This is a genomic window from Devosia honganensis (genome assembly GCF_042648785.1).
Lineage (GTDB): Bacteria > Pseudomonadota > Alphaproteobacteria > Rhizobiales > Devosiaceae > Devosia > Devosia honganensis.
This window is the reverse complement of the sequence record NZ_JBHRYD010000007.1, coordinates 73,979-99,008: the sequence shown is the minus strand read 5'-3', so window position 1 is coordinate 99,008 and position 25,030 is coordinate 73,979. Positions and strand designations below refer to the sequence as shown.

Annotated in this window: 21 protein-coding genes and 1 tRNA gene; 4 read left to right on the top strand and 18 right to left on the bottom strand. The window is 68.3% G+C overall.

Annotation, left to right across the window (positions count from 1 at the left end; genetic code table 11):
* Positions 1–8 precede the first annotated feature (8 nt).
* The gene (locus tag ACFOOL_RS09395; RefSeq protein WP_380096701.1) at positions 9–1,163 is read right to left on the bottom strand and encodes a Gfo/Idh/MocA family protein; all 1,155 of its coding nucleotides are present in this window, start codon (positions 1,161–1,163) and stop codon (positions 9–11) included.
* A gap of 408 nt (positions 1,164–1,571) precedes the next feature.
* On the opposite strand from ACFOOL_RS09395, the gene ACFOOL_RS09390 reads away from it, so the two are divergent.
* A complete protein-coding gene (locus ACFOOL_RS09390) occupies positions 1,572–2,336 on the top strand; it encodes a DeoR/GlpR family DNA-binding transcription regulator (protein ID WP_380096700.1) in 765 nt (254 codons plus the stop codon).
* A gap of 31 nt (positions 2,337–2,367) precedes the next feature.
* Here the strand turns inward: ACFOOL_RS09390 and ACFOOL_RS09385 are convergent, their stop codons facing one another.
* From ACFOOL_RS09385 to ACFOOL_RS09315, 15 genes are all read right to left on the bottom strand, one after another.
* Positions 2,368–3,990, bottom strand: coding sequence for a glycoside hydrolase family 3 protein (locus ACFOOL_RS09385; RefSeq protein WP_380096927.1), 1,623 nt, complete (start codon positions 3,988–3,990; stop codon positions 2,368–2,370).
* 585 nt (positions 3,991–4,575) lie between these two features.
* A complete protein-coding gene (gene trxA / locus ACFOOL_RS09380) occupies positions 4,576–4,899 on the bottom strand; it encodes a thioredoxin (RefSeq protein WP_380096699.1) in 324 nt (107 codons plus the stop codon).
* 80 nt (positions 4,900–4,979) lie between these two features.
* Entirely contained in the window at positions 4,980–8,423 is a 3,444-nt protein-coding gene (addA, locus tag ACFOOL_RS09375; RefSeq protein ID WP_380096698.1) for a double-strand break repair helicase AddA, read from the bottom strand.
* Positions 8,420–11,437, bottom strand: coding sequence for a double-strand break repair protein AddB (addB, locus tag ACFOOL_RS09370; RefSeq protein WP_380096697.1), 3,018 nt, complete (start codon positions 11,435–11,437; stop codon positions 8,420–8,422). Before addB ends, addA begins: the two co-directional genes overlap by 4 nt.
* The gene (locus ACFOOL_RS09365) at positions 11,434–12,126 is read right to left on the bottom strand and encodes a nucleotidyltransferase family protein (protein ID WP_380096696.1); all 693 of its coding nucleotides are present in this window, start codon (positions 12,124–12,126) and stop codon (positions 11,434–11,436) included. The genes addB and ACFOOL_RS09365 overlap by 4 nt, the downstream gene beginning before the upstream one ends.
* A gap of 63 nt (positions 12,127–12,189) precedes the next feature.
* The gene (gene accD, locus ACFOOL_RS09360) at positions 12,190–13,176 is read right to left on the bottom strand and encodes an acetyl-CoA carboxylase, carboxyltransferase subunit beta (RefSeq protein WP_380096695.1); all 987 of its coding nucleotides are present in this window, start codon (positions 13,174–13,176) and stop codon (positions 12,190–12,192) included.
* Between the two features lie 82 nt (positions 13,177–13,258).
* Positions 13,259–14,083, bottom strand: a complete 825-nt coding sequence (gene trpA / locus ACFOOL_RS09355; protein ID WP_380096694.1) for a tryptophan synthase subunit alpha — start codon at positions 14,081–14,083, stop codon at positions 13,259–13,261.
* The gene (gene trpB, locus ACFOOL_RS09350; protein WP_380096693.1) at positions 14,080–15,297 is read right to left on the bottom strand and encodes a tryptophan synthase subunit beta; all 1,218 of its coding nucleotides are present in this window, start codon (positions 15,295–15,297) and stop codon (positions 14,080–14,082) included. The genes trpA and trpB overlap by 4 nt, the downstream gene beginning before the upstream one ends.
* An 81-nt stretch (positions 15,298–15,378) precedes the next feature.
* Positions 15,379–16,026: a phosphoribosylanthranilate isomerase gene (locus ACFOOL_RS09345; protein ID WP_380096692.1), complete on the bottom strand. Its 648-nt coding sequence runs from the start codon at positions 16,024–16,026 to the stop codon at positions 15,379–15,381.
* A gap of 57 nt (positions 16,027–16,083) precedes the next feature.
* Positions 16,084–16,446 (bottom strand): lipopolysaccharide assembly protein LapA domain-containing protein, encoded by a 363-nt coding sequence (locus ACFOOL_RS09340; RefSeq protein ID WP_380096691.1) that lies wholly within the window; start codon positions 16,444–16,446, stop codon positions 16,084–16,086.
* A gap of 102 nt (positions 16,447–16,548) precedes the next feature.
* Positions 16,549–16,830 carry an integration host factor subunit beta gene (locus tag ACFOOL_RS09335; RefSeq protein ID WP_035099264.1) on the bottom strand — a complete coding sequence of 94 codons (282 nt, stop codon included), beginning with the start codon at positions 16,828–16,830 and terminating at the stop codon, positions 16,549–16,551.
* A gap of 34 nt (positions 16,831–16,864) precedes the next feature.
* On the bottom strand, positions 16,865–17,812 hold the full coding sequence (gene sppA, locus ACFOOL_RS09330; protein WP_380096690.1) for a signal peptide peptidase SppA: 948 nt from the start codon (positions 17,810–17,812) through the stop codon (positions 16,865–16,867).
* Positions 17,813–17,878: 66 nt separating this feature from the next.
* On the bottom strand, positions 17,879–18,382 hold the full coding sequence (locus ACFOOL_RS09325; protein WP_380096689.1) for a GNAT family N-acetyltransferase: 504 nt from the start codon (positions 18,380–18,382) through the stop codon (positions 17,879–17,881).
* A gap of 72 nt (positions 18,383–18,454) precedes the next feature.
* Entirely contained in the window at positions 18,455–20,200 is a 1,746-nt protein-coding gene (gene rpsA, locus ACFOOL_RS09320) for a 30S ribosomal protein S1 (RefSeq protein ID WP_380096688.1), read from the bottom strand.
* A gap of 140 nt (positions 20,201–20,340) precedes the next feature.
* A complete protein-coding gene (locus ACFOOL_RS09315; protein ID WP_380096687.1) occupies positions 20,341–20,994 on the bottom strand; it encodes a (d)CMP kinase in 654 nt (217 codons plus the stop codon).
* A gap of 212 nt (positions 20,995–21,206) precedes the next feature.
* Between ACFOOL_RS09315 and ACFOOL_RS09310 the strand changes: the two genes are divergently transcribed.
* Positions 21,207–21,605: a TIGR02300 family protein gene (locus ACFOOL_RS09310; RefSeq protein ID WP_380096686.1), complete on the top strand. Its 399-nt coding sequence runs from the start codon at positions 21,207–21,209 to the stop codon at positions 21,603–21,605.
* Positions 21,606–21,743: 138 nt separating this feature from the next.
* A tRNA-Ala gene (locus ACFOOL_RS09305) sits at positions 21,744–21,819 on the top strand.
* A 52-nt stretch (positions 21,820–21,871) separates the two neighbouring features.
* Here ACFOOL_RS09305 and ACFOOL_RS09300 read toward each other — a convergent pair.
* A complete protein-coding gene (locus tag ACFOOL_RS09300) occupies positions 21,872–22,639 on the bottom strand; it encodes a FadR/GntR family transcriptional regulator (RefSeq protein ID WP_380096685.1) in 768 nt (255 codons plus the stop codon).
* A gap of 153 nt (positions 22,640–22,792) precedes the next feature.
* On the opposite strand from ACFOOL_RS09300, the gene ACFOOL_RS09295 reads away from it, so the two are divergent.
* Positions 22,793–24,181 carry a M20/M25/M40 family metallo-hydrolase gene (locus ACFOOL_RS09295; RefSeq protein ID WP_380096684.1) on the top strand — a complete coding sequence of 463 codons (1,389 nt, stop codon included), beginning with the start codon at positions 22,793–22,795 and terminating at the stop codon, positions 24,179–24,181.
* A gap of 5 nt (positions 24,182–24,186) precedes the next feature.
* On the opposite strand, the gene deoD is transcribed toward ACFOOL_RS09295, so the two are convergent.
* Complete coding sequence (gene deoD, locus ACFOOL_RS09290; protein ID WP_380096683.1) at positions 24,187–24,900, bottom strand: purine-nucleoside phosphorylase; 714 nt, start codon at positions 24,898–24,900, stop codon at positions 24,187–24,189.
* Positions 24,901–25,030: the final 130 nt, after the last annotated feature.

Genomic DNA, 25,030 nt, shown 5'->3' with positions numbered 1-25,030 from the left:
CCCGCCTCCTATGCGCCGCGGCCCAGGGCGGCGTCGAAGCGCCGCCAGATGGGCGTCATGTCCACCACCGCGCCGGCGCGCATCGCCTCGTCCATGGCCAGCGCCAGCAGCCCCGCCTCCAGCGCGTCGGTGACCGAGACCGGCAGGGCCGCGCCCTCGACGAGATGCCGCAGGATATCGGCGGCCATCTGCTCGTCGGCGCCGTAGTGGTCGGAAAGCGGGCTGGCCTTGTAGGTCTTGTCCTCGATGCGCTCGGCGGTGCGGCTGTCGGTGACGCGGAAATAATTGCGCACGAAATCGCCTTCCGCCATGCCCCTGGCGCCGATCACCGCGAAGCGGCGGAAATCGTCGGGCACGTTGAGATTGGTGTGGAAGGTCAGGGCCGCGCCGTTCTCGTACTGCACGATGGCGGTCTGGAAATCGATGATGTCGCCGTCGCTGTCGAAGACCTTGTCGGCGCCCTGCCAGCCCGAGGGCTTGCGGTGATAGACCTCGAGATCGTTGGCGCCCCCGCCCTGGGGCGCGTTCTCGGGCACGAAGCTGCGGCGGCCGCCGAAGCTGGCGACCAGGCGCGGGCGGCAGCCCATGACGCCGTTATAGAGATCGAGGTCGTGGCAGCATTTCTCCAGCATGAAGCTGCCGGCATATTTCTGGTAGCGGCGCCAGTCGCGCATGAAGAAGGCGCCGTGATAGGGCGGGATGTGCTCGGAGGCCTCGATGGAGGCGATGTCGCCCAGCCGCCCCTCTTGCTGGGCCTTGCGCAGATCGACATAGAGCGGGGCGTAGCGCAGCACCAGCCCCACCATGACCCGGTCGGAGCCGTGCCGGCCGATCAGCTCGGCCAGCGCCATGGTGTCCTCCACCGAGGTCACCACCGGCTTTTCGGCAAAGATCTTCAGCCCGCGCTCGAGGCCGGTGCGGATATGGTCCAGATGCAGGTGGTTGGGCGAGCCGATCATGAGCAGGTCGAGCTCGCCATCCTCGATCAGCGCGTCCATGTCAGCATAGGCCCGGCCCACCGAGACGCCGTGCTCGCGGACATAGGGCAGGCCGGCGGGCGCCGGATCGACATGGCCGACGATCTCGAAATCGTCGCTGGCCGCCGAGAACACGCGCGCCAGATAAGCCAGACGATAGCCGAGGCCGACAATCCCCACCCGCATGAGCGCTCCGTCCCTGTTTTATTAGACCGCCGGCCTCTTCCGGGCCGGTGACGTTCGTGTAAACGATTTTCAAGACTAGGCGTCTTCCCGCGCCGATGTCAACACACAATCGGCACCGTTACAATACCAATTTAAGCCACCTGGGCCAGTGGTGGAAAATCGCCGAATCCGGCAGTTTTCCATGATATTATCGATTGCACCCCGGCGGCGCCTGGCGGGGAGAAGCTGCCGGCGCGCACCGGCGCGGGGCAATTGGTATCCATGTGGCCTCTTTCAAGGCGCCGGGCAGATTCTGTGCGGTTGAAAATTTGGAACAAAAATGATGAACGTGCATCATCGCCGCGGCCGGGCTTGCGCTTTCCCCGCGGAGCGCTTTCGTTTATGCACGAAACGAAAGCAGGACCGTTCATGACCCCTTCCATGCGACAGGCGAAAATCGCCGAACTGGCCCGGCAGCGGGGCGAGGTGAGCGTGGACGAGCTGGTCGCCGCCTTCGCCGTCACCCCGCAGACCATCCGCAAGGATCTCAACGCCCTTTGCGCGCGCGGGGCGCTCAAGCGCACCCATGGCGGGGCCATGCATCCCTCAGGGGTGGAGAATGTCGAATATGAGGCGCGCCGGCAGATCGCGCCGGCCGAAAAGCGCGCCATCGGCCGTGCCGCCGCCGCGCTCATCCCCGACCATGCCTCGCTGTTCGTCAATATCGGCACCACCACCGAGGCGGTCAGCCAGGCGCTGGCCGGCCATCGCGGCCTGATGGTCATCACCAACAATATCAACGTCGCCAACAATCTGCGCGCCGCCCCCTTCATCGAGGTGGTGATCGCCGGCGGCGTGGTGCGCGCCTCCGATGGCGGCATCGTGGGCGAGGCGGCGGTGGATTTCATCCGCCAGTTCAAGGTGGATTTCGCCGTGATCGGCGCTTCCGCCATCGACGCCGACGGCGCCCTGCTCGATTTCGACTATCGCGAGGTGAAGGCGGCGCAGGCCATCATCGCCAATGCCCGCCACGTGGTGGTGGTGGCCGATTCCACCAAGTTCACCCGCACCGCCCCGGTGCGCATCGGCCATCTGGGCCAGGCCCACAGCTTCATCACCGACCGCTGTCCCCTGCCCTCCATCCGCGACCTCTGCGCCGAGGCCGGGGTCAGGCTGGTCGAAACGGGGGCGTGAACCGGCGCCGCTTTTCTCCCGCCCCTTCGGCTCAATACTTCCCCTGCTCGCTGCCGCAGAACGGATCGACCGGGCTCCTGCCGGAAAATTCCGCCCTGCCCATCAGGCATTCCACCACCGCCGCCTGCATGTCCTGGTTGGAGCCATAGGCGTTGACATAGGCGGGTACGCGCGGCGCATCGTGGAGGTAATAGGGAAAGCCCAGCGACACCATCAGCGTGGGCAAATCGTGCCAATAGCGCTTCATGGCGCCGAAGACCGAGCCGGTCAGCTCCCGCCAGTCGAGGAAGATGCGGCCGCGCGTCAGCAGCGTCTCCTCGGCCAGCAGATAGAGCACCAGGTCGTAATCCCTGGGATCGACCGCGAGATCGGGGGTGAATTCGGTCACCTCGAACCCTTCCTGGCGCAGCAGGTCGGGGATCGAGAGCGGCAGCGGGGCGGGCGCGAAGGGCAGGACCGCGCCGGTGGAGAACACCAGCACGCGCCGGTTCCGGGTCGGGGAGAGCGGCAGCAGGCCCTTGACGTCCTTGACCAGCGTGGGCACGCGCGCCGTCACGCTTCTGGCGGTGGCGCGGCTCTCGGAGCGCTTGAAGATCACCTCGGCCTGCATGGGCGAGAGCTCGGGCCGGTCGGGCCGGTGCAGGCCCAGCGCCGCCTTGAGCGCCAGCACCCGCGTCACCGCCGCGTCCACCCGCTCCTGGCTCAGCCGCCCGTCGGCCACCGCCTTGACCAGATACATCAGGTCGGCATTGGGATCGTCGGAGAACAGGATCACGTCGCAGCCGGCGATGATGCATTGGGGCACGGTCTGCTCGCGCGGGCCCCAATCGCCGAAGCCGGCCATGGGCGTGGCGTCCGAAACGATGAGGCCATTGAAGCCCAGCCGCTCGCGCAGCAATGTCTGGTTGAGCAGCGGGCTCAGCGTCGCCGGCCGGAAGGCTTCCGCGCCCGCCTCCGGATCGAGCGCGCGCACGAAGGCCGGGAAGGCGATATGGGCCGACATGACGCTCAGCACGCCCGCCCCGATGGCGGCGCGGTAGAGGCGGCCGAAACTGGTTTCCCATTCCTCCAGCGTCAGCGGAATGACCGTGGTGACCAGATGCTGGTCGCGGTCGTCGAAACCCTCGCCGGGCCAGTGCTTGACCGTGGCGGCGACGCCCCGTTTCTGGAAGGCGGCGATCTGGGCGAGGGCATGGCGCTCGATGCGCTCGACATCCGAGCCGAACGAGCGTGTGCCCACGATGGCGCTGCGCCAGGCCGAATTGATGTCGATGACCGGCGTAAAACTCCAGTTGAGCCCCACGGCGCGGGCTTCCTCGGCCATCAGCGTGGCGATGGCGCCGGTGGCCTCGACGTCGTCCACCGCCGCCAGGCCCAGCGGGTTGGGCACTTCGGTGCCGAAGGGCAGGCTCATGCGGCTGCCCTCGAGATCGGCGCTGACCAGCATGGGCACCGGCCCCACCTCGTCGAGCGCGCGCATCAGCGCGATTTCGGCGCCGAGATCGGGCGAGTGGATGCGGGTGATGCCGCCCGGCCGAAAGCTACGCAGCGGCTCGGCCGCCGTTTCCGGCCCGTCGCGCGAGAGCAGCACGAACAATTGCGCCAGCCGGTCGCGCGGGCTGAGGCTGTCGCGGGTTTCGTGTACCCAGGCCATGGCCGCCTCATCGAGATGGAACGGGGCGGCGGCGAGATCGATATGGGCCAAGGGACGGGCTCCTCTCAGATGTCGTTTCCGGAGCGAAGGTTTAGAGCATCGGACCGAAAAGTGCGAAGCGGTTTTCGGACGAATCCGATGCGATGATCAACAGCATAGCGCGCTCGATCCGGTTCCATCGGATCGTCCGGCGCTCCAAACCCTTTCATTATCAGGCGGAATCGGTGCCTTGCTCCCCTCCCCCTTGAGGGGTGGGGTCGGGGGTGGGGGTCCTCTTGGTGGCTCACGAGTCCACCCCCTCCCAACCCTCCCCTTGTGGGAAGTGTTCATTTCGGGCTCCTGGCCCAATTTATCCCCCACACCGGGCTGCGTTTGGGTGGACAACAACGACCAAACCAAAAGCGTCCAGAGTAAACACTCTCCTTGAGGGGGAGCAAAGGCACCGATTCCGGCTGACAATGAAAGCCCGGCAGCCGCACCGGCATTGAGCATGGCGGCGCGGTGGTATTGCGGCGAATGCGGCGCGCAAAAAGCAGGCGCCGCCGGATCGCTCCGGCGGCGCAAGTCACGAGGATCGGTCGGCGATCAGGCGGCGTGGCCCTCGAGCCATTTGCTCAGGCCCGCCTTGGGGGTGCCGGCGCCGACCTTCATGTCGGCGGCTTCGCCGTTCTTGAACAGGATCATGGTGGGAATGGAGCGCACGCCATATTGGGCGGCGAGGCCCGGATTCTCGTCGACATTGAGCTTGACGATCTTCACCTTGCCTTCCAGCTCGGTGGACAGCTCTTCGAGCACCGGGGCGATCGCCCGGCAAGGCCCGCACCATTCCGCCCAGAAATCCACCAGGACGGGCTCGTTGGACTTGAGGACTTCCTCGCCGAAATTGGCTTCGGAAACGGGTTTGGTCATGGTTCGTGCCTTCGAAGTTGGAAAACGGGGCGTGTTCGCCCCTATAGCTGGGGTGAGTCCGGCCGTTAGACAAGCCCCTGTCACCCCAAGGTGAAATCCGCGCGCGCCCGCTCCAGCAGGTCGGGCGGCAGCAGCATCAGCGATTCCGGCCCGGTCCACAATATGGCGGCGCGCACCGGCCGTCCCGGGAACAGTCTTTGCGCCACCAGCGCGTAAAGGCCCAGTTGGGCGAGATAGGCCTGGCTGACCCCGGCCGCCTGCCCGGGCACCGCCGCATCGGATTTGTAGTCGACCACCAGCACGCCCGCGTCCTCGACCACCACCCGGTCGATGCGCCCGGACAGCCGCACCCGCTCGCCGCGCTGCCGCGCCGGAACGAGGAACGGCACCTCGGCGCGGCTGAACGGGCCGAACAGATGCGCCAGTTCGGGCCGCTCCAGGATGGAGATGGCCTTGCGCGCCAGCGGCAGGTGCCGGTCTCCGGCATCGGGCAGCAGGGTTTCGAGCGCCCGGGGGGCCACGCGTTCCCGATCCTGCCGCCCTACCCGGCCCAGATGCTGCAACAGCGCATGCAGCGCCAGCCCTTCCTTGCGTGCCGCCTCGGCGTCGCGCACAAGTTCGGCGAGGCTTTCGAGCGGCCGGGCGGGCGCGGTGGAGGCGACGGCGCCCGAGGGCTGCACCAGCCGTATGGAGGCCGGCTCGGGGACGGGGGGCGGTACCGCCGCCGCCGGGACGGGTCCTGCCGGCTGCGCTGGCGCCCCGGCAAAGCGCGGCGCCGCCGGGCCGGGATAGGTCCAGGCGACCGGCGCGCCGTCCGCGCCCGTGACGGGGGACAGTTCGGGTTCGAGCGCGGTCCGGATAGCCTCGTACCAGCTCCCCTCCAACTGGGTTTCCGCCGTCGCGGCGGCGCGCAGCGGGCCGGTCACGTAAAGCTCGTCCTCGGCCCGCGTCATGGCGACGTAGAGCCGGCGCCAATATTCCTCGGCCAGGGTCGCGTCGAGACGCTGCTTGAGCGCGCCGCTCGCTTCCACATGCTGGGACGCCGCCGAGGCGTGGACGAGCAGCGGCCCGGGCGCCTCGTCCAGCACATAGACCGGCTTGCCGGTCTGGCGCGGGGCGGGTTTGGCGGTGGCGTCGGCGAGGATGACGATGGGCGCCTCCAGCCCCTTGGCCCCGTGCACGGTCATCACCCGCACCCCGCCGCCGCTTTCGGCCAGCTCGCGCTTGATGGTCACCGAGCGCCGGCGCATCTGGGCGACGAAACCCTGCAGCGAGGGCTGCTCGCCCTGTTCGTGGGCCAGCGCCAGCTCGAGCAGTTCGGAGAGCACTTCGTCGACCTCGGGGCCGAGCCGCCGGTGGAAGCGCCGCAGCCCGCCATCCGCATAGAGCACCGAAGCGAGGAATTCGAAGCTGCGGTCCATGTCGAGCCCGCCGCGCCAGCGTCCCAGCCGCTCGGCAGCCTCGCGGGCCGAGGCAAGGGACGAGGCGAACAGCGCCGTCCACAGGCTCTCCCCCTCGGCCCGGCCATGGGCGATCCCGAACAATTCGTCCTCGGTGACGTCGAAGAGCGGCGAGCGCAGGACGCTGGCCAGTTGCAGGTCGTCGGCGGGGTTGAGCAGCACGTCGATCAGCGCCAGGAGGTCGAGCACGGCGATATGGCCGGTCACCGCCAGCCGGTCGGCGCCGGGCGTGGGCAGGTTTTCGGCCCGCAGCGCCCGGATGATCTCCTGGAACAGCGGGCCGCGCTTCTGCACCAGGATAAGCACGTCGTCGGCGGCGACGGGGCGTCCGCGCTCGCCCAGCAGGCGGCCCTGCCCGATCCAGTCCCGGATCTGCCGGGCGATGTGCTGCGCCACCTGCCGGTCGGCACCCGGCTCGGCGTCCACCGGCTCGCGGGGCCAGCCGCTGCCGGCGCGCTCGGCCCTCGTCTCCTGCACCGGCGGCCACAGCGTCACCGTGCCGCCGGCCTGGAGGCGCGCCGCCTCGTGGCCGATGGCTTCGGACGACAGCAGCGCGGCGCGGATGTCCTCGCGGGCGCAGACGCGGTCCACGGCGGCGAGGATGCCGCGCAGGGTGCGGAAGCTGGCATGCAGGCGCACCTCGGCAAAGTTCTTTTCCGCCTGGGCGGCCCGGCGCCGCATCTCGCGCCCGGTGCGGCCGAACAGCACCGGCCTTGCGCCCTGGAAGGAATAGATCGACTGCTTCTGGTCGCCCACCGCGAAGATCGAGCGCGGCCGCGTCACCGCCCCCTCGCCGGCGAAGAACTCGTCGGCCAGCGCCCGCACCACCCGCCATTGCGGCTCGTTGGTGTCCTGGCTCTCGTCCACCAATATATGGTCGATCCCGGCATCGAGCTTGTACTGCACCCAGGGGCCCAGCGCCCGGTCGGCGAACAGGTCCCCCAGCCTTTCGATGAGGTCGTCGAAGTCGAGCAGGGCATGGCGGCGCTTTTCCGCCTCGTAGCGCGCGGCGATGGCCGCCACCACTTCCAGCACCGCCTCGCTGCGCGCCACCAGCCGCGCCGCATTGAGCTGGGCCTCGATGCCGATCAGCCGCTGCTGCTCGGCCAGCAGCAATTCATGAAGGTCGGGATGGGCCTCTATTTCCTTCTTCGCCATCAATCTGGAACGCGGCTCGCCCTTGGCGGTGAAGAAGGCGGCGCGCAACCCCTCGATGGTGGGATTGTCGGGATCGAGCCGGGCGAGCAGGTCGATGCAGCGGGAATTGCCTTCCGGATTGCCATTGAGCCGCGAAACGATACTGCGTGTGACATCGGGCGTTAACGATGTGCTGGCGTTGATCCGGGATTCGATGACGTCGGGGGAAGCGCCATGCTCGTGCCCGACGAAACGCCGCAGCCGCGCCTTGGCGCCGGCGATATCGGCGAGCACGGGCTTGAGGCGCGCCCCTTCCGCCAGCGCCGCCTGGATGGCCTGGCCGATGGTCTCGTCGCTCATCAGCCCGAACAGGGTCTCCACCGCCTCCGCATGGGCGCCCCCGGCAAGTCCTTCAGCCAGCACGCTTTCGCGCGCCGCCTGCACCATCTGGACCTGCCGGTCCTCCTCGATCACGGCGAAGTCGAAGGGCACGCCGGCCTCGATGGGGAAGCGGTGCAGCACCGCCTCGCAAAAGGCGTGGATGGTCAGGATGCGCAGGCCGCCCGGCGTTTCCAGCGCCCGGGCGAACAGGGTCCGCGCTTCGTCCAGCAGTTCCGCCGATGGCGCCGCTCCGGTCAGGCGCTCGATATCCGCCAGGAGCTCCCCTTGCCCCGCCACCGCCCATTGCGCCAGCCGCGCCCCGACGCGCTTGCGCATCTCGGCCGCCGCCGCCTTGGTATAGGTGAGGCAGAGGATGGACTGGGGCCGCACCCCGGCCAGCAATAACCGCAGCACCCGGTGGGTCAGCACGAAGGTCTTGCCCGAGCCGGCATTGGCCTCCACCCAGATGGAAAAGTCGGGGTCGCTGGCCCGGGCCTGGCTCGAGAGGGTGTCGAAGGGAATACGAAGCTCGCCGCGCTCGCTCATGCCTCCTCCTCCCCGTCCACCGCGGTCCATTCGGCCATGCGCGAGAGATGGTCGTAAGGCCCCGGAAACCTCTGGCCCTTCAGCGGCAGCAGGCGCGAGGGCATCGGGGTTTCGCGCAGCAGGAAGAAGTCGATATGACCCTGCGCCAGCCGGCCCACCTCGGCGGCCGCCTCCATCACCGTCATGCCCTGGGGCGTGGCGAAGGCGCTGGGCCGGAACGCCTCGGGGCCCAGCCCGATCTTGATATAGGTGAGCGCGCCGGCGGGCGCCGCCGCGATGTTCTCCATGCCGCCCGAGGCCGCCATCAACGCCTCGAGCGGCAATTGCGGCGCCTCGAACGCCCTCATGCTGCCCGGGCCGGGCGGCGAGCCGGTCTTGAAATCGAGGATTTCCAGCGTGCCGTCCCGCATCTGGTCGACCCGGTCGGCCTGGCCGGAAATGGTGAAGCCCCCGGCCAGTTGCAGCGTGAACCGCCCCCGGATCTCGGCGTGGCGCTTGAGCACCGAGGGCGCCCGTTCGCGTTCGAAATCGAGGAATTGGCGCGCCGTCGTCGCAAAACGGCGCAGCCAGATATCGCGGCGCTCGCCAATGGCGTCCAGCCCGGAGAATTCCGCCTCCGCCAGCGCCAGCAGCGTCTCGAGCGCGCCGGACGCTTCCGGATCATGCCCCTCGCGCACAAAGCGGGCGAGGATGGCGTGGATGATGGTGCCGCGCTCGCGCGCATCGGGGTCCTCCCCCAGCGCATCGAGCGGAAGCAACCGCAACACGTGGCGCGCATAAAGGTCGTAGGGCGAGCGCATCAGCGTCTCGATCTCGGTGACCGAAAGCCGGCGCGGGCGGCTGGCGGGCGGCGGATTGGGCAGAGGGCGCGCCGCCGGGCGCACCGTCTCCACCGCGTCGACCTGCCTCGCGGCAGCGAGCCACTCCCCGCCTCGGACGCGCAACTCGTCCGCCGCGTCGCGACCGACAAAGGCGTCGAGCCGTTGCACCAGCCGCGACGGCAGGGCCGGGCTCGAGCCGATGCGGTCGGCGAAGGCGAGGATCACCTCGCCATTGCCCATGGCGGCGGCGAAATCGTGCGCGGCGAGGCCCTGCATGCGCTCGGGCGGTTCCAGCCCGGCGGCCAGCCGCATGCCCCGGCTGAGCCAGGGGCCGGGATCGGCGGGGCCGGGCCATTTGTCCTCGTTGAGCGCCCCCAGGATCATCAGGTCGGGGCTCATCAGCCGCGCGTCGAGCTGGCCCCAGATGGCGATGTCGCGCCGCCTCTCCTCGCGATTGCGCACCTCGAAGCCGGCCATCAGCGCCGCCAGCACCGCCTCGAGCCCGCGCGGCGCGAAGCGATGGCCTTCCCCGGCCAGACCCGCCATTTCCTCGGCCCAGCCGGCCAGTTCATCGCGGCCATGCAGCGGCGCCCCGGCGCTGATGGTCTCAATCGCGGACCACAGGGCCGAGGCGAGGGCGGAAGCGCTGGTGACATTGTCCTCCAGCACCGCCGCGAGCGGGGCCAGGGCCGCCTCCAACTCATCGAGGAGGACCGCGATGGCGGCGCCGTCTTCCGCATCGAGGCGCCGTCGCTGGCGCGGCAAATCGCCCGCAAGCTGCGCTTCGAGCAGGGCGCGAAGGCCGGCAAGGCCGGGCGCCGGACGCTGGCCGCGCAGCAATCCCAGATCGATATGGTCAGCCAGCCTCGCGACCCGGACGCGGTCGCGGCCCAGCAGCACCGCCCGGTTGCGCAGCAGGGCGACGAGGTCGACGGGCGCATAGCGGCCCGAGACCAGCGCCAGCAATTGCCGCGCCAGCCGCCCGGCGGGGGCGTGAAAGAGCGGCGCGCCGGCGGCGTCGTCGACGCGGATGGCGAAGCGCCGGAGCTCGGCGGCGATGCGGCGCGCCAGGTTGCGGTCGGGGGTGACGATGCCGACGCTCCTGCCCCCGGCCAGCGCCGCCCGCGCGGCCAGCGCGATGGCCCGCGCCTCCTCGTCCTCGTTGCGAGCCGCAATGATGGCGACGCCCGCCAGCGCGCGATTGAGATCGGCCTTTTCGAAACGCTGCTCCGACCACAGGGCGGTAGTCTGGGTCGGGGCCAAGGCCAGATTGACCAGCCGCGTGCGCGGATGCGGCTCGGGGCAGAGCTCCACCACGTCCGCCGGCGCCGCGCCGAGCCGGCGCAGCAGGTGCATGAGGCCGTACTGGGGGTGGCCGTGCGGATTGGCCTCGTTGCTGAACAGCAGGGCATGGGTCGCGGCGCTCATGTCCATGTCCAGCCCCGGCAGCACCACGGCGCCGCGCTTCAGCCGGGCAATGGCGCCCAGCAGGCGGGCGGTCGCCGGGATGGAACCGGTAGAGCCGGCGGCGATGACCGGGCGGTCTCCGAACAAATGGGGTGCGGCCATGGCCTGGCGGTCGAGCCGCGCTCCACGCAGCGCCGCCGGGTCGCCGAGGCCCTCCAGCGCCAGCATTTGCGGCCAGGTGGTCAGCGCGATATCGAGAAAGGCCAGGGTCTGCTGCCAATAGGCGCCCAGTTCCTGCGTCATCTGCTCGCCCAGCGCGCGGATATCGGCGGGGCTGCGCTCCTCGATGATGAGATCGTCGATCAGCCGCCCCAGCGATTCGGCCATGGAGAAGATTTCCGCCGCCGTGGGCGGGGTGGAAAAGGCCAGCCGCCCATCCGAACTGTGGGCCCAGGCCGCTACCAGCCGCGACAGCACCAGGCGCCGCCTGAGCCCGCTGGCCGCCCGGGGCAGCGCCGGGGCGTCGAAGGGCGGCAGGAAGGGTTCCTCGTCGGCCTCCTCGCCGCCGAAAGTACGGATATCGGGCAGCAGCCCGGAAAAATCGGGCCGAACGGCAAAGGCCTCGGCCAGCGTGTCGCGCGCTCGCCGGGTCGGCACGACGATGGTGACGTCGCTCAGCCAGAAGGGCCGGCTGCGGTCCCAGCCGTCGAGCAGGGGCCCCTCCATCACCGCCTGGGCGAGGCAGGGCAGGAAAGGGGTATGCGGGGCAATGGAATAGAGCTTCATGCGCCCAGCGCCCGTTCCGCCGCGATCAGCGCCTCGGGAGTGCCGACATGGAACCAGGGCGCATCGAGCATGACGCCGAGCAGGTCCTCGCGCTCGAGTGCCGCCTCGAACAGCAGGTTGAGCGAGAAGGCGCCCTCGGGCGCCTGGGCGAAGGGCGCGCGGCCCAGCAGCGCCACGCCGGCATAGATGACCGGGGCGCCATAGTCGCGCGTCACCCTGCCATGCGGGTCGAGGCAGAAATCATGGCTGCGGGCAAAGCCGGTGGCGCGGGCGGGGGGGACGCAGAGCAGCACGATCCGGTCGGCCCCGTCATGGCGGGCGCGCATGCGTTCGAGCGGCCGGTCCGCCCCCGCCGGCCAAAAGGCGTCGGCGTTCATGACGAAGAAGGGGTCGGAGGCCAGCATGGGCAGCACGGCGCGCACGCCCCCGCCGGTCCCCAGCAATTCGGGCTCGCGGTTGACCTTGAGCAGGCCGCCGAAATGGGCCAGCAACTGTTCGGCGCGGTAATGGCCATTGGCGAGAAAGCGCGTCGCTCCCTCATGCCTTGCACCGGCCATGACCCGCTCGATCAGCGGTGTGCCGGCCACCTCGATCAGCGGCTTGGGCATGGTGTCGGTGAGCGGGCGCAGGCGCGTACCCAGCCCTGCGGCCAGCAGCATCACGTCGGGGAATCGGGCTTGTCGGTCCATGGGAGGATAAGAGCCGCGCCGCCTGCTCCTGTCCAGCCGGCCCGCAAGCGCGGCCTCCGGCCGCTATTCGGCGTGGGCGGCGGCGGCGGGCGGATCGATGTCGTCCTCGCCTTCTCCCTCGGCCGCCACCGCCGCTTCGCGCAGGCTCGCCTGGGCGGCGATGGCCCTGGTGCCGCTGGCGGTGATGGCCTCGTTGGGCGGGGCATTGGTGAGGATGGCGGCGAGCGAGCCGATGGTGGAGCGCAGATTGTGCCGGTGCACCACCATGTCCACCATGCCGTGGCTGTAGAGATATTCGGAGCGCTGGAAGCCCTTGGGCAGTTTCTCGCGGATGGTCTGCTCGATGACCCGTTGGCCGGCAAAGCCGATCAGCGCCCCCGGCTCGGCCAGGTGCACGTCGCCCAGCATGGCGTAGGAGGCGGTGACGCCGCCGGTGGTGGGATTGGTCAGCACCACGAAGAAGGGCAGCCCCGCCTCGCGCAGGCGCAGCACCGCCACCGTGGTGCGCGGCATCTGCATGAGCGAGAGCACGCCCTCCTGCATGCGGGCGCCGCCCGAGGAGACGAAGAGGATGAAGGGGGTCTTGAGACGGATGGCGGTTTCGAGCCCGGTGATGATGCCCTGCCCCGCCGCCATGCCGAGCGAGCCGCCCATGAAGTCGAAGTCCTGGATGGCCACGGTCACGGCGCGCTCGTAGAGCTGGCCGGTGGCGACGATTACGCTGTCGTCATGGCCGGTCTTGGCGCGGTTCTCGCGCAATCGGTCGGTATAGCGCTTCTGGTCGCGGAATTTCAGCGGATCGATGGGCACGGGCGGCACCGGCACCAGATCGTACTTGCCCTCGTCGAGGAAGGTGGCCAGCCGGTCGGCGGGCTTGATCTTCATGTGGTAGCCGGAATTGGGCACCACCCACTGATTGGCCTCGAGGTCGCGGTAAAACACCATCTCCCCCGACTCGGGGTCCTTGACCCAGAGATTCTCCGGCGTCTCGCGCTTGTTGGAGAGGAAGGAACGGATTTTGGGGCGGACGAAATTGTCGATCCAGTTCATGGCGCGGCCTTTCCCGTGATCTCGGCGATCACTAGTCGTCAATTATGGCGATAATTATCAGGGTGCGAAGGTGAGGAAAAGTTCAGTTCCGCGCCCGCTTCACCCCGGCGGCGAGATCAGCCACGATGTCGCGCACCGCCGCGATGACCTCCGGCGCCGGCCTGCCCTCGGCCAGCGACCGGGCGATGGCGTCCACCAGCACCGAGCCCACCACGATGCCATCGGCATGGCGGCCGATCTCGGCGGCGTCCTCGGCGGTCTTGATCCCGAACCCCACCGCCACCGGCAGCTCGGTATGGCTCTTGATGCGATCCACCGCCTCGCCCACCGCGCCGCGCGACTTGATGGCGGCGCCGGTAATGCCGGTCATGGAGACGTAATAGACGAAGCCCGAGGTATTGGCGAGCACGGAAGGCAGGCGATGCTCGTCGGTGGTGGGGGTGGTGAGGCGGATGAAGTTGATCCCGGCGCGCAGCGCGGGCAGGCAAAGTTCCTCGTCCTCCTCGGGCGGCAAATCGACCACGATGAGCCCGTCGACGCCGGCCTGCCTGGCCGTCTCGAGGAAGCGCTCGACCCCGAAGCTGTAGATGGGATTGTAATAGCCCATCAGCACGATGGGGGTGGCCTCGTCCTTGCGGCGGAAGGTTTCGACCATGTCGAGCACGCCGGTCAGGGTCTGGCCCGCGGCCAGCGCCCGCCGTCCGCCCATCTGGATGGCGACGCCATCGGCCATGGGATCGGAAAAGGGCATGCCCAGCTCGATGATGTCGGCCCCGGCCTGCGGCAGCGCCTCGAGAATGGCCTGGCCAGTCGCCAGATCCGGATCGCCGGCCATGACGAAGGTGACGAGCGCCGGACGGCCGGCCTGCTTGAGTTCGGCGAAGCGCCGGTCGATGCGGGAGGTCATGATGGCAGCATTCCCAGATATTTGCCGACGCTTTCCACGTCCTTGTCGCCACGGCCGGACAGGCACAGCACCACGGACTGGTCCTTGCCCATGCGGGGCGCGATCTTCATCACCTGCGCCAGCCCATGGGCCGATTCCAGCGCCGGGATGATGCCCTCGAGCCGGGTGCAGAGCTGGAAGGCCTCCAGCGCCTCGTCATCGGTCACCGGCGCGTAGGTGACGCGCCGCGCATCGTGCAGGAAGGCGTGTTCGGGGCCGACGCCGGGATAATCGAGCCCGGCCGAGATGGAATGGCCCTCGAGAATCTGCCCGTCCCCGTCCTGCAGCAGATAGGTGCGGTTGCCGTGCAGCACGCCGGGGCGGCCGCCGGTCAGCGAGGCGGCATGGCCGTTCTGGGTCTCGATGCCATGCCCGCCGGCCTCGGCGCCGTAAAGGGCGACGCCGGGATCGTCGAGAAAGGCGTGAAAGGCGCCGATGGCGTTGGAGCCACCGCCGACGCAAGCCACCACCGCATCGGGAAGCCCGCCTTCCAGCGCCTCGAACTGCTGCTTGATCTCGGTGCCGATCACCGACTGGAAGTCGCGCACCATTTCCGGATAGGGATGCGGGCCCGCGGCAGTGCCGATCAGGTAATAGGTAGTGTCCACATTGGTCACCCAGTCGCGCAGCGCCTCGTTCATGGCGTCCTTGAGCGTGCCGGCGCCGGCGGTGACGGCCCGCACTTCGGCCCCCAGCATCTTCATGCGCAGGACGTTGGGCATCTGACGCTCGACGTCGGTGGCGCCCATAAAGACGGTGCAGGGCAGATCGAAGCGGGCGCAGACGGTCGCCGCCGCCACCCCGTGCTGGCCGGCGCCGGTCTCGGCGATGATGCGGGTCTTGCCCATGCGTTTGGCCAGCAGGATCTGGCCCACGCAATTGTTGATCTTGTGCGAGCCGGTATGGTTGAGCTCCTCGCGCTTGAACCACACCTTCGCCCCGCCCAGATGGGCGCTCAGCCGTTCGGCGAAATAGAGCGGGCTGGGCCGGCCCACATAATGGGTTCCCAGATGCGCCAGTTCCTCCCCGAAAAGCGGGTCGGCCCGGGCCTCGCGATAGTGCCGCTCGAGGTCGAGGATCAGCGGCATCAGCGTTTCGGCGACGAACCGCCCGCCATGGATGCCGAAACGGCCATGCTGGTCCGGGCCGTTGCGCAGGGAATTGGTGCGGTCCATCAAGGAAGTCCTAACTTGCTCAGCGCTCTTCCTCGGACTTCATCTTCGACAAGCTCGCCAGAGGCCTCACGATAATTCAGTTCATCCGGCCGCCCGGGCGTTGCGGATGAACGCCTCGATCAGCCTTTTGTCCTTGACGCCGGGCGCCGTCTCCACCCCGGAAGAGACATCCACCCCCAGGGGCTTCACCGTTCCGATGGCCGCGGCGACATTGTCCGGCGTCAGGCCACCCGAAAGCATGAAGGGGATGGACGGGTCAAGGGTTTCGAGCAGGCTCCAGTCGAAGCTGGTCCCCAGCCCGCCGGGCCGGTCGGCACCCTTGGGCGGCTTGGCGTCGAGCAGGATGCGGTCGGCGGCTCCGACATAGTCGGTCACGAGGGCCACATCCGCCGCCGCGCCGATGGGCAGGGCCTTCATGATCTCGACCCCGGCCCCGGCACGGATGGCCTCCACCCGATGCGGGGTTTCGGGCCCATGGAGCTGGATCCAGTCGGGCCCCAGGGCGCTCACCTCGGCCACGCAGCTATTGTCGGGATTGACCAGCACCACGCAGCTTTCCACCCGCCCGCGCGCCGCCGAGATCAGCTCGGCCAGATCCTCGATGGAGACGTGGCGGGGCGAGCGCTGGAAATGCATGAAGCCGACCATGTCGGCGCCCGCGACGATGGCGGCTTCGAGCAGGTCCTCGCTCTTGATCCCGCAGATTTTGACGATTCTGGACTGGGCCATGGGGGTGGTCGGCTCAAGGGGACGGGAGAGAAACGGGAAGCGGAGCTGCGCCGTCCATCATCGCAGTTCCAGCAGGTCATCGACTTCATTGGGGGGCGGAGCGGCGCCGGGCCCGCCGCGGCGGCGGAGCGTCTCGAGCTCGGCGCTCAATTGCCGGGCCTCGCGCCGCCAGTGCCGCTCGCGGCGGCGGTGCGGCCCCTGCGCGAACCAGGAGGCGATGCCGCCCAGCAGCACGCCCACCAGCAGCACGGCGTAGAGCACCACGAAAAGCGGAATGCCGTAGCCGGCGGCGCCAGCGTCGAGCGGGGCCGCGAAGGGATTGAGGTTGACGGCGACCAATTGCCGATTGGCCAGGGCGAAGGCGATGAACAGCCCGCACAGGGGCACCAGGACCAGCCAGCCGACGATTTTGTTGACCATGCGGAATTCCAGTGAAGCCGAGGGGCTTCCATCTCTGCTTGCCGTGCCGCGCGGGCCGGCCTTCATGCCGCCCTGCGGCGCGGCGGGCAGGCTCGCCCAGGGCTAGGAGCGGTTGAGCCGCTCGCGGATTTCCTTGCCCGCCTTGAATTGCGGCACATATTTCTCACCCACATCGACCTGTTCGCCGGTGCGCGGATTGCGTCCCACCCTGGCGGGGCGGTTCTTGACCGAGAACGCTCCGAATCCGCGCAATTCGACGCGGTCGCCCCGCGCCATCGCATCCCCGATCTCATCGAGGATCGCATTGACGATGTTCTCGATATCACGCTGGAACAGGTGCGGGTTCTCCGCGGCGAGCTTTTCGACAAGTTCGGACTTGATCATCAAAGGCTCCGGCTTCCACGCTGCTCCCCCATGCTCAGGGGGTCCGGTCAACCTGCCAAAGCGAGACCAAGCCGTCAAGCACGAGAGGGCCCTGAGCGGGCAGGCCGAGGGCGGAACGCGCCGAGCCGCCCAGCAGGTCCGCCAGCCAGGAAAACTCGCTCCGGGGCAGCGGCCAGGCCGATACCACCTCGAGCTCCGGATCGAGCCCGTGGGTGGAGGCCAGCCAGTCCAGCGCCTCGTATTCGCCCCCGATAGCATCCACGAGACCGGTCTCGACGCCGATCCGGCCGGTGACGATCCGGCCGTCGGCCAGCGCCAGCGCCTGCGGCCGCGCCAGGCTGCGGCGTTCCGCCACGATGTCCACGAACCAGGCGAAGCTGTCCTCGACCAGCTCGCCGATCGAGGCGCGCACCTGAGCGCTCATCGGCTCGTCGTAGTCCGGCTCGGCCTTGAGGGGCCCCGAGGCCACCTTGTCGAGATCGATCCCGATGGTGTCGAGCAGCTTGCCGGCATTGACGTGCTGATAGAGCACGCCGATCGAGCCCACGATGGACAGGCGCCGGGCGAAGATGCGGTCGGTGGCCAGCGCGGTCATATAGGCGGCCGAGGCGCCCAGCTCGTCGATGGTGGCGACGGTGGGCTTGGCCTGGGCCAGGCGCCGCAGGCTCTCATAGAGCTCCTCGCCGCCGGCGGTGGTGCCGCCGGGGGAATTGATGGAGACGATCACCGCCTTGACGGCGTCGTCCTCCATGAGTTCGTCGATGGCCGCGAGCCGCTGGCGGTCCGTGGTGATGGTGCCGGCGATGGTGAGGCGCGCGATCCGGTCGCCGGCGGGCCGCTCGAGAGCGAAGCGCCCGGCCAGTGCCAGGACGGCGATGACGGCGGCGACGAGGGCAAGGACGCGCCAGAGCGCGCGGGAGCGCCGGAAGCGTTCGGCGGCGACGATCGGGTGGGCGTCCGATGCCGGATTGGGGTCGGTCATTGCGGCTCCTCGTCTTGCTGCCTTCCGGTACGCTTTCGGCGCCCGCCTGGCAAGCCGGCCCGCCTCTCAGGACGGCAAGAGCGCCTTGACCATATAGTGAGCCTCCGGGCCATAGCCGGCGAGGCCGGAACGGTTTTCCACGCCGAAGCCCTGCCGCTCCCAGAAGCCGCGCGATCCGTTGACGGCCACGAGACTCATGCGGGGAAAATCCATGGCCATGGCATGCTTGGTCAGCGCGGCCATGATCCGGCCTGCGGCGCCCACCCCGCGGGTCAGCGGCAGCAAGGCCAGATCGTGGATGTAATAGCTGTCGGCATCGTCGGGAATGGCGCCCAAAAGCGTGTCGAGCGGAGGCGCCTCGCCCTGCCGCCAGGGATGGCTCAGCACGTAGCCGGCGGGCCGTTCGGCGACTTCCAGCAGGTAGCAGCCATTGCGGTAAAGGGTGAATTTCTCAGCGAGGACCGCCCGGGCCTCGAAGAAACCGGGATGGACCGCGCCGGCGATGGCAAAGACCGCGTCGAGGTCGTAGCCGGTCATGGCCCGCCAGGCGAGGTCGCGAAACTGGAACATGGTCCTGTCCTCGAAACAGAACGACCCGCGCCGGAAGGCGCGGGTCGAAGGCTTGGAACGGCGCCGCGCGGCTTACTTCTCGTCGCGGCCCTTGAGGGCGGCGCCCAGGATATCGCCGAGCGAGGCGCCCGAATCGGACGAGCCATACTGGGCCACGGCTTCCTTCTCCTCGGCGATTTCGAGCGCCTTGATGGAGAGCTGGATGCGGCCGGTCTTGCGGTCGTACTGGGTGACGCGGGCATCGACCTTGTCGCCCTTGGCGAAGCGCTCGGGGCGCTGGTCGTTGCGGTCCCTGGAGAGGTCGGCGCGGCGAATGAAGGCGGTCACATCGCTGTCGGCGATGCGCACCTCGATGCCGCCATCGTTGACGTCGACCACTTCGGTGGTGACCACGGCGTTCTTGCGCAGGCCCGAACCGTCAGCGGAACCGGCATCGGCCAGTTCGTCGGCGGCGAGTTGCTTAATGCCGAGGCTGATGCGCTCCTTTTCCACGTCGACGTCGAGGACCTTGGCCTTGACGATGTCGCCGCGATTGTAGTCGTCGAGCGCGATTTCACCCGACTTCTGCCAGTCCAGGTCGGACAGGTGCACCATGCCGTCCACATCGCCTTCGAGGCCGATGAACAGGCCGAATTCGGTCTTGTTCTTGACCTCGCCCTCGATGGTGGCGCCCACCGGGAACTTCTCGGCGAAGGCTTCCCACGGGTTCTGCAGGGTCTGCTTGAGCCCCAGCGAGATGCGGCGCTTGTCCGGATCGACCTCGAGCACGACCACGTCGACTTCCTGGGAGGTCGAGACGATCTTGCCCGGGTGCACGTTCTTCTTGGTCCAGCTCATCTCCGAGACGTGGATCAGGCCTTCGATGCCCGGCTCCAGCTCGACGAAGGCACCGTAATCGGTGATGTTGGTCACGCGGCCCGAGAACTTGGCCCCGACGGGGTACTTGGCCTCGATGCCCTCCCACGGATCGGCCTGCAGCTGCTTCATGCCGAGGCTGATGCGGTGCGATTCGTGGTTGATGCGCACGATCTGGACCTTGATGGTCTCGCCGATGGTGAGCACTTCGGAGGGGTGGTTGACCCGGCGCCAAGCGATATCGGTGACGTGCAGCAGGCCATCGATCCCGCCCAGGTCCACGAAGGCGCCGTAATCGGTGATGTTCTTGACCACGCCGTCCACGACCTGGCCCTCTTCGAGCTGCTGAACGATTTCCGAACGCTGCTCGGCGCGCGATTCCTCGAGAATGGCGCGGCGCGAGACGACGATATTGCCGCGGCGCTTGTCCATCTTGAGGATCTGGAAGGGCTGCGGAACGTTCATCAGCGGGGCGATGTCGCGGATCGGGCGGATATCGACCTGCGAACGGGGCAGGAAGGCCACGGCGCCTTCCAGGTCGACGGTGAAACCGCCCTTGACCTGGTTGAAGATGGTGCCTTCGACGCGCTCGTTGGCGTTGTACTTTTCCTCGAGCTTGACCCAGCTCTCCTCGCGGCGGGCCTTTTCGCGGCTGAGCACGGCCTCGCCCATGGCGTTCTCGACGCGGTCGACATAGACCTCGACTTCCGAGCCCACGTCGATGGTGCCGTCGCGGCCGGCCTGGCCGAACTCCTTCAGCGCCACGCGGCCTTCGGTCTTGAGACCGACATCGACGATGGCCAGGTCCTTCTCGATGGCGACGACCCGGCCCTTGACGACCGTACCCTCCAGGGGCTCGTTATCGACAAAGGAGTCGAGGAGCATCGCTTCAAAATCTTCTTTCGTCACAGTCTGCTGTGCCAAATCTGTTCTCCGGTGCGCCGGTGGTTGGGGGTTTTGCATCCTGCCCGAACGCGGGTCCGCCTCGGCCAAATGCCGAAGCCGGCGCACGGAGCACCGGTTCTGCGACAGGATGATTTCGTTAGTTCAGCTTCCGGGCCAACGTTGAAAAGACCGTCCCGTTCCCGGCCCCAAGGAGGAAATTAGGAGGGCTGCGGCCCTCCTGCCTTGAGCGCCATGGTCCTATCGACGATCTCGATGGCAGCGCGGAGTGCGGCCTCTATACCCAGAAGCGTCGTGTCGAGCAAGTGTGCGTCGTCGGCTTTGTAGAAGCCTCCATGGGGATTGAGCATGTCGCGGGCGTCGCGCTCCTCGATCTGGTGATAGAGCGCATAGCGGTCGACTTCGACGCCGCGCGCCTCCAATTGCCGGGCCCGGCGTTCCATGCGTGCCTTGCTGTCGGCCTGGATGAACAGTTTCACATCGGCGTCGGGGCAGATTCTGGTGCCGATGTCGCGTCCGTCGAGCACGGCGCCGCCGGGCCGGAGCGCGAAATCGCGCTGGAAATCGTAAAGCGCCGCCCGCACCTGGGCGATCACCGCCACCTTGCTGGCCAGCACGCCGGTTTGGGCGGCGGTCAGCCGGTCGAGATCGGTCAGTTGCGCTGCATCCAGTGCCCGGGCGGCGGCGATGGCGGCGTCCTCGAAGTCGGGCGCGCCCTCCCGGCCCTCCACGGCGAGGCCCACGGCGCGATAGAGCAGGCCGGTATCGAGGTGGGGCAGGTCGTAGTGCCGGGCGAGGCCCGATGCGAGCGTGCCCTTGCCCGAGGCGGCCGGGCCGTCGACGGCGATGATCATGAGTTGTTTCCCTTCCGGTCCCGCGGCAGGATCGGCGATAGCGGGGCCGGACCGCAAGGGCAAGGGGGAAGCGGCGCGGACGCTCCCCGCCCGCGCCGGCACATTTTGGGTTTGACAGGGCGGGGCTTTGCCCATAACCGGACTGACCGAAACGGGCGTGAGCGGCTTTGGGCGCGCCCGCAATTCCCTTCATTTCGTTTGAGGCATGGGACATGGCCAACTCCGAACGCGGCACCAAGCGGACCGACCCCGATACCGGCAAGAAATTCTACGACCTCAACATGGATCCGATCGTCTCGCCCTATACCGGCAAGAGCTATCCGCGGTCCTTCTTCGAACAGCTTCCGGGCAAGCCCGGCCCGGCGACGGCCCGCAAGGTCGACGACGAGGACGAGCAGGAAGATGAGGACGAGGCCGAAACCACCGGGCCCGAGATCGTCAGCCTCGAGGAAGCCGACGCCGAGGAAGCCGGCGACGAGGACATTCCCGAGGTCGAGGATGTCGAGGTCGACGAGGACCTGGGCGAGGACGAGGAGGACGCCTTCCTCGAAGACGACGAGGACGAGGCCGACAATCTGGACTTTGACGTCGACGACGACGAAGACCGCTGATTCCATTGAATTTTTCCGCCCGGGCGGGATAACTGCCCGGGCGGACGAAAAAGTGTCATTTAAGCACTTGCACAGAGCGGAATGATTCACTAGGTTCCGCCTCGCTTCGCCCGGGCATCGCCCGGCGAACCCGTGAATGGGGCCATAGCTCAGCTGGGAGAGCGCTTGCATGGCATGCAAGAGGTCAGCGGTTCGATCCCGCTTGGCTCCACCATTCCGCCACATCGTTGGAAATTCCGCAGCCGTGCCGGCCGAGGCCGCCTGCCTCAGTCCTTCCCCTCCATGCGCCCGGCGGCGCGTTCGAAACCCTGGGCGATGGCTTCGCGCATGGCCTGCCGCGCCTCGGCCGGGTTGCGCTCGCTGATCGCCCGGGCGATGCGTCGGTGCACTTCGACGGTCACCGCCAGCGCCGCGGGATCGTTCACCGGGGAGGAGATGGTGAAGGCGGCGGTCAGGGCCAATTCCACCAGCGCACTGATCGAGGCCATGAAGGGATTGCCCGAGGCCGCGGCCACGGCCTTGTGGAAATCGAGATCGTGGCGGGCGAATTCGGCCGGAGTTTCGGCTGCCGCCATCCGCTCCACCTGCGCCAGCAGCGCCGCCGCGTCCTCAGGCCGGCAGCGTTCGGCAGCCAGCGCCGCCGCCTCGATCTCGATGCCGATGCGCACCTCGGCGAGGCTGCGCAGGAACGCAACCTCCGGGCCCAGCTCGAAAAACCAGGCGAGCACGTCCGCATCGAACAGGTTCCAGCGATTGCGCGGCAGCACCCGCGTGCCGATGCGGGCGCGCGCCTCGATCATGCCCTTGGCCGCGAGCGTCTTGAGCGCCTCGCGCAGCACGGTGCGCGATACCCCGAACCGTTCCAGCAACTCCCCGTCGGGCGGCAGGATCGAGCCTTCCGCATATTCGCCCGAGACGATGGCCAGCCCCAGCACCCAGAGCACGTCCGCATGCAGGTTGCGGGCCGGACTGCGGCCGGACAGCGCGGCAATGAGATCGCCCGAATGCCGCGCGCGTCCTGCGGACCTGTCCATGAATGCCGTTCTCCACGCTTTTGCCGCGACCTAACCACAGGCGCATTAGTATGACAATAACGGCGGTCGAGCTCTGGAGGCGGACTGGACAGCGCCCGACGCGCCGCGCAGAGTGAGCCGGCCTAACCGGATTCGCTGACAAGGACCGCTCACATGACCTCTTCCGCCGCCATCGACAATGTTCTCGCCCAGGTCGATTCCGGCCTCGAGCGGAGCCTCGAGCGGCTGTTCGAGCTGTTGCGCATCAAGTCGATCTCCACCGACCCGGCCTATGCCGGGGAATGCCGCAAGGCCGCCGACTGGCTCGCCGCCGAACTGACGGAACTGGGCTTTGCCGCCTCTGCCCGCCCCACGCCAGGCCATCCGGTGGTGGTCGCCCATGGCCCCGAGCAGGCCGGCCCGCACGTTTTGTTCTACGCCCATTACGACGTGCAGCCGGTCGACCCGCTGGATTTGTGGGACACCGATCCGTTCGCGCCGGTCATCCGCGAAAAGGACGGGCACAAGATCATCGTGGCGCGCGGCGCCTCGGACGACAAGGGCCAGATGCTGACTTTCATCGAGGCCTGCCGCGCCTGGAAGACGGCGACCGGCGCCCTGCCGCTGCGCATCTCGCTGCTGCTGGAGGGCGAGGAGGAATCGGGCGGCAAGAACCTGCCCCCCTTCATGCGCGAGCACGCGGAGGAATTGCGGGCCGATATCGCGCTGGTCTGCGACACCGACATGTGGGACCGCCAGACCCCTTCCATCACCACCATGCTGCGCGGGCTGGTGGCCGAGGAGGTGGAGATCGCCGCCGCCGACAAGGACCTGCATTCGGGCATGTTCGGCAATGCGGCGCACAATCCCAACCAGGTGCTGGCCGGGATCATCGCCAGCCTGCGCGCGCCGGACGGCTCGGTCACCCTGCCGGGCTTTTACGATGACGTGGCCGAGATCGGCCCGGAATTGAAGGCGCAATGGGAGGGGCTGGGCTTCGACGAACAGGCTTTTCTGGGTGCCGTGGGCCTTTCCGTGCCCGCCGGTGAAGCGGGCCGCAGCGTCCTCGAAATGCTCTGGGCCCGCCCCACCTGCGAGATCAACGGCATGAGCGGGGGCTATACCGGGGACGGCTTCAAGACCGTCATCCCCGCCAGGGCCAGCGCCAAGATTTCCTTCCGCCTGGTGTCGGGACAGGACCCGGACAAGATTCGCGCCGCCTTCCGCACCCATGTCGAAAGCCTGCTGCCCGCCGACTGCACGGTAAAATTCACCCCGCATGGCGGCTCGCCGGCCATCACCGTGCCGGCGGACGGCATCCATCTGCGCCGGGCACTGTCCGGGCTCACCGCCGAATGGGGCCGACAGGCGGTGATCACCGGCTCGGGCGGCTCCATCCCGGTGGTGGGCGAATTCAAGTCGATCCTCGATCTCGACACGCTGCTCATCGGCTTCGCCCAGGTCGACGACCAGATCCATTCCCCCAACGAGAAATACGACCTCGAGAGCTTCCACCGCGGTATCCGGTCCTGGGTCCGCGTGATGGGCGCGCTGGCGGAATAGGCGCCCTACCCCTCCACCGCCACGTCCAGCGCCAGTTCCACCATGTCGCGGAGGGAGGTCTGGCGCGCCTGGGCGTCGATTTCCTCACCGGTGACGAGGCAGTCGGTCATGGTACAGATGGCCAGCGCCCGGACCGAGAAACGCGCCGCCAGCGTATAGAGCGCCGCCGCCTCCATCTCGACAGCGAGCACGCCATGTCCGGGGAGCTTTCCATAGCCGGCGAAACCGTCCTCGTGATAGAAAACGTCCGAGGACAGCATATTGCCGGCATGGACGCGCAGCCCGCGCGCCTCAGCCTTGTCGGCGGCCAGGCGCAGCAGGCCGAAATCGGCCAGGGGCGCGAAATCATAAGGACCGAAGCGGCCGCGCACGATGGCCGAATCGGTAGTGGCGCCCTGGGCCAACACCACGTCGCGCACCTTGACCGCAGCGTTGAGCCCGCCGCAGGTGCCGACGCGGATGAGGGTCTTGGCTCCATAGACATGGATCAGTTCGTGCACATAGATCGCCAGCGAGGGCTGGCCCATGCCCGAGGCCTGCACCGAAACCGGCCGGCCCTTCCAGCTTCCGGTATAGCCCAGGCAATTGCGCACCGCATTGACCTGCCGGGCATCGGCCAGGAAGGTCTCGGCGATCCATTTGGCGCGCAGCGGATCGCCCGGCAGCAGCACCGCCTCGGCATAGTCGCCCGGTTCCGCATGGTTGTGCGGCGTGGTCATCTTCAGGTCTCCTCCCCCGCTCCGTCACCGGATCATTGCCACCGGCGGCGGGTGAAGACAATCCCGGCGCCCTCGCCCATGGCTTGACGCGGCGTCCGGCCCGGCCCATTTACCCCTCGCCAGACAAGGA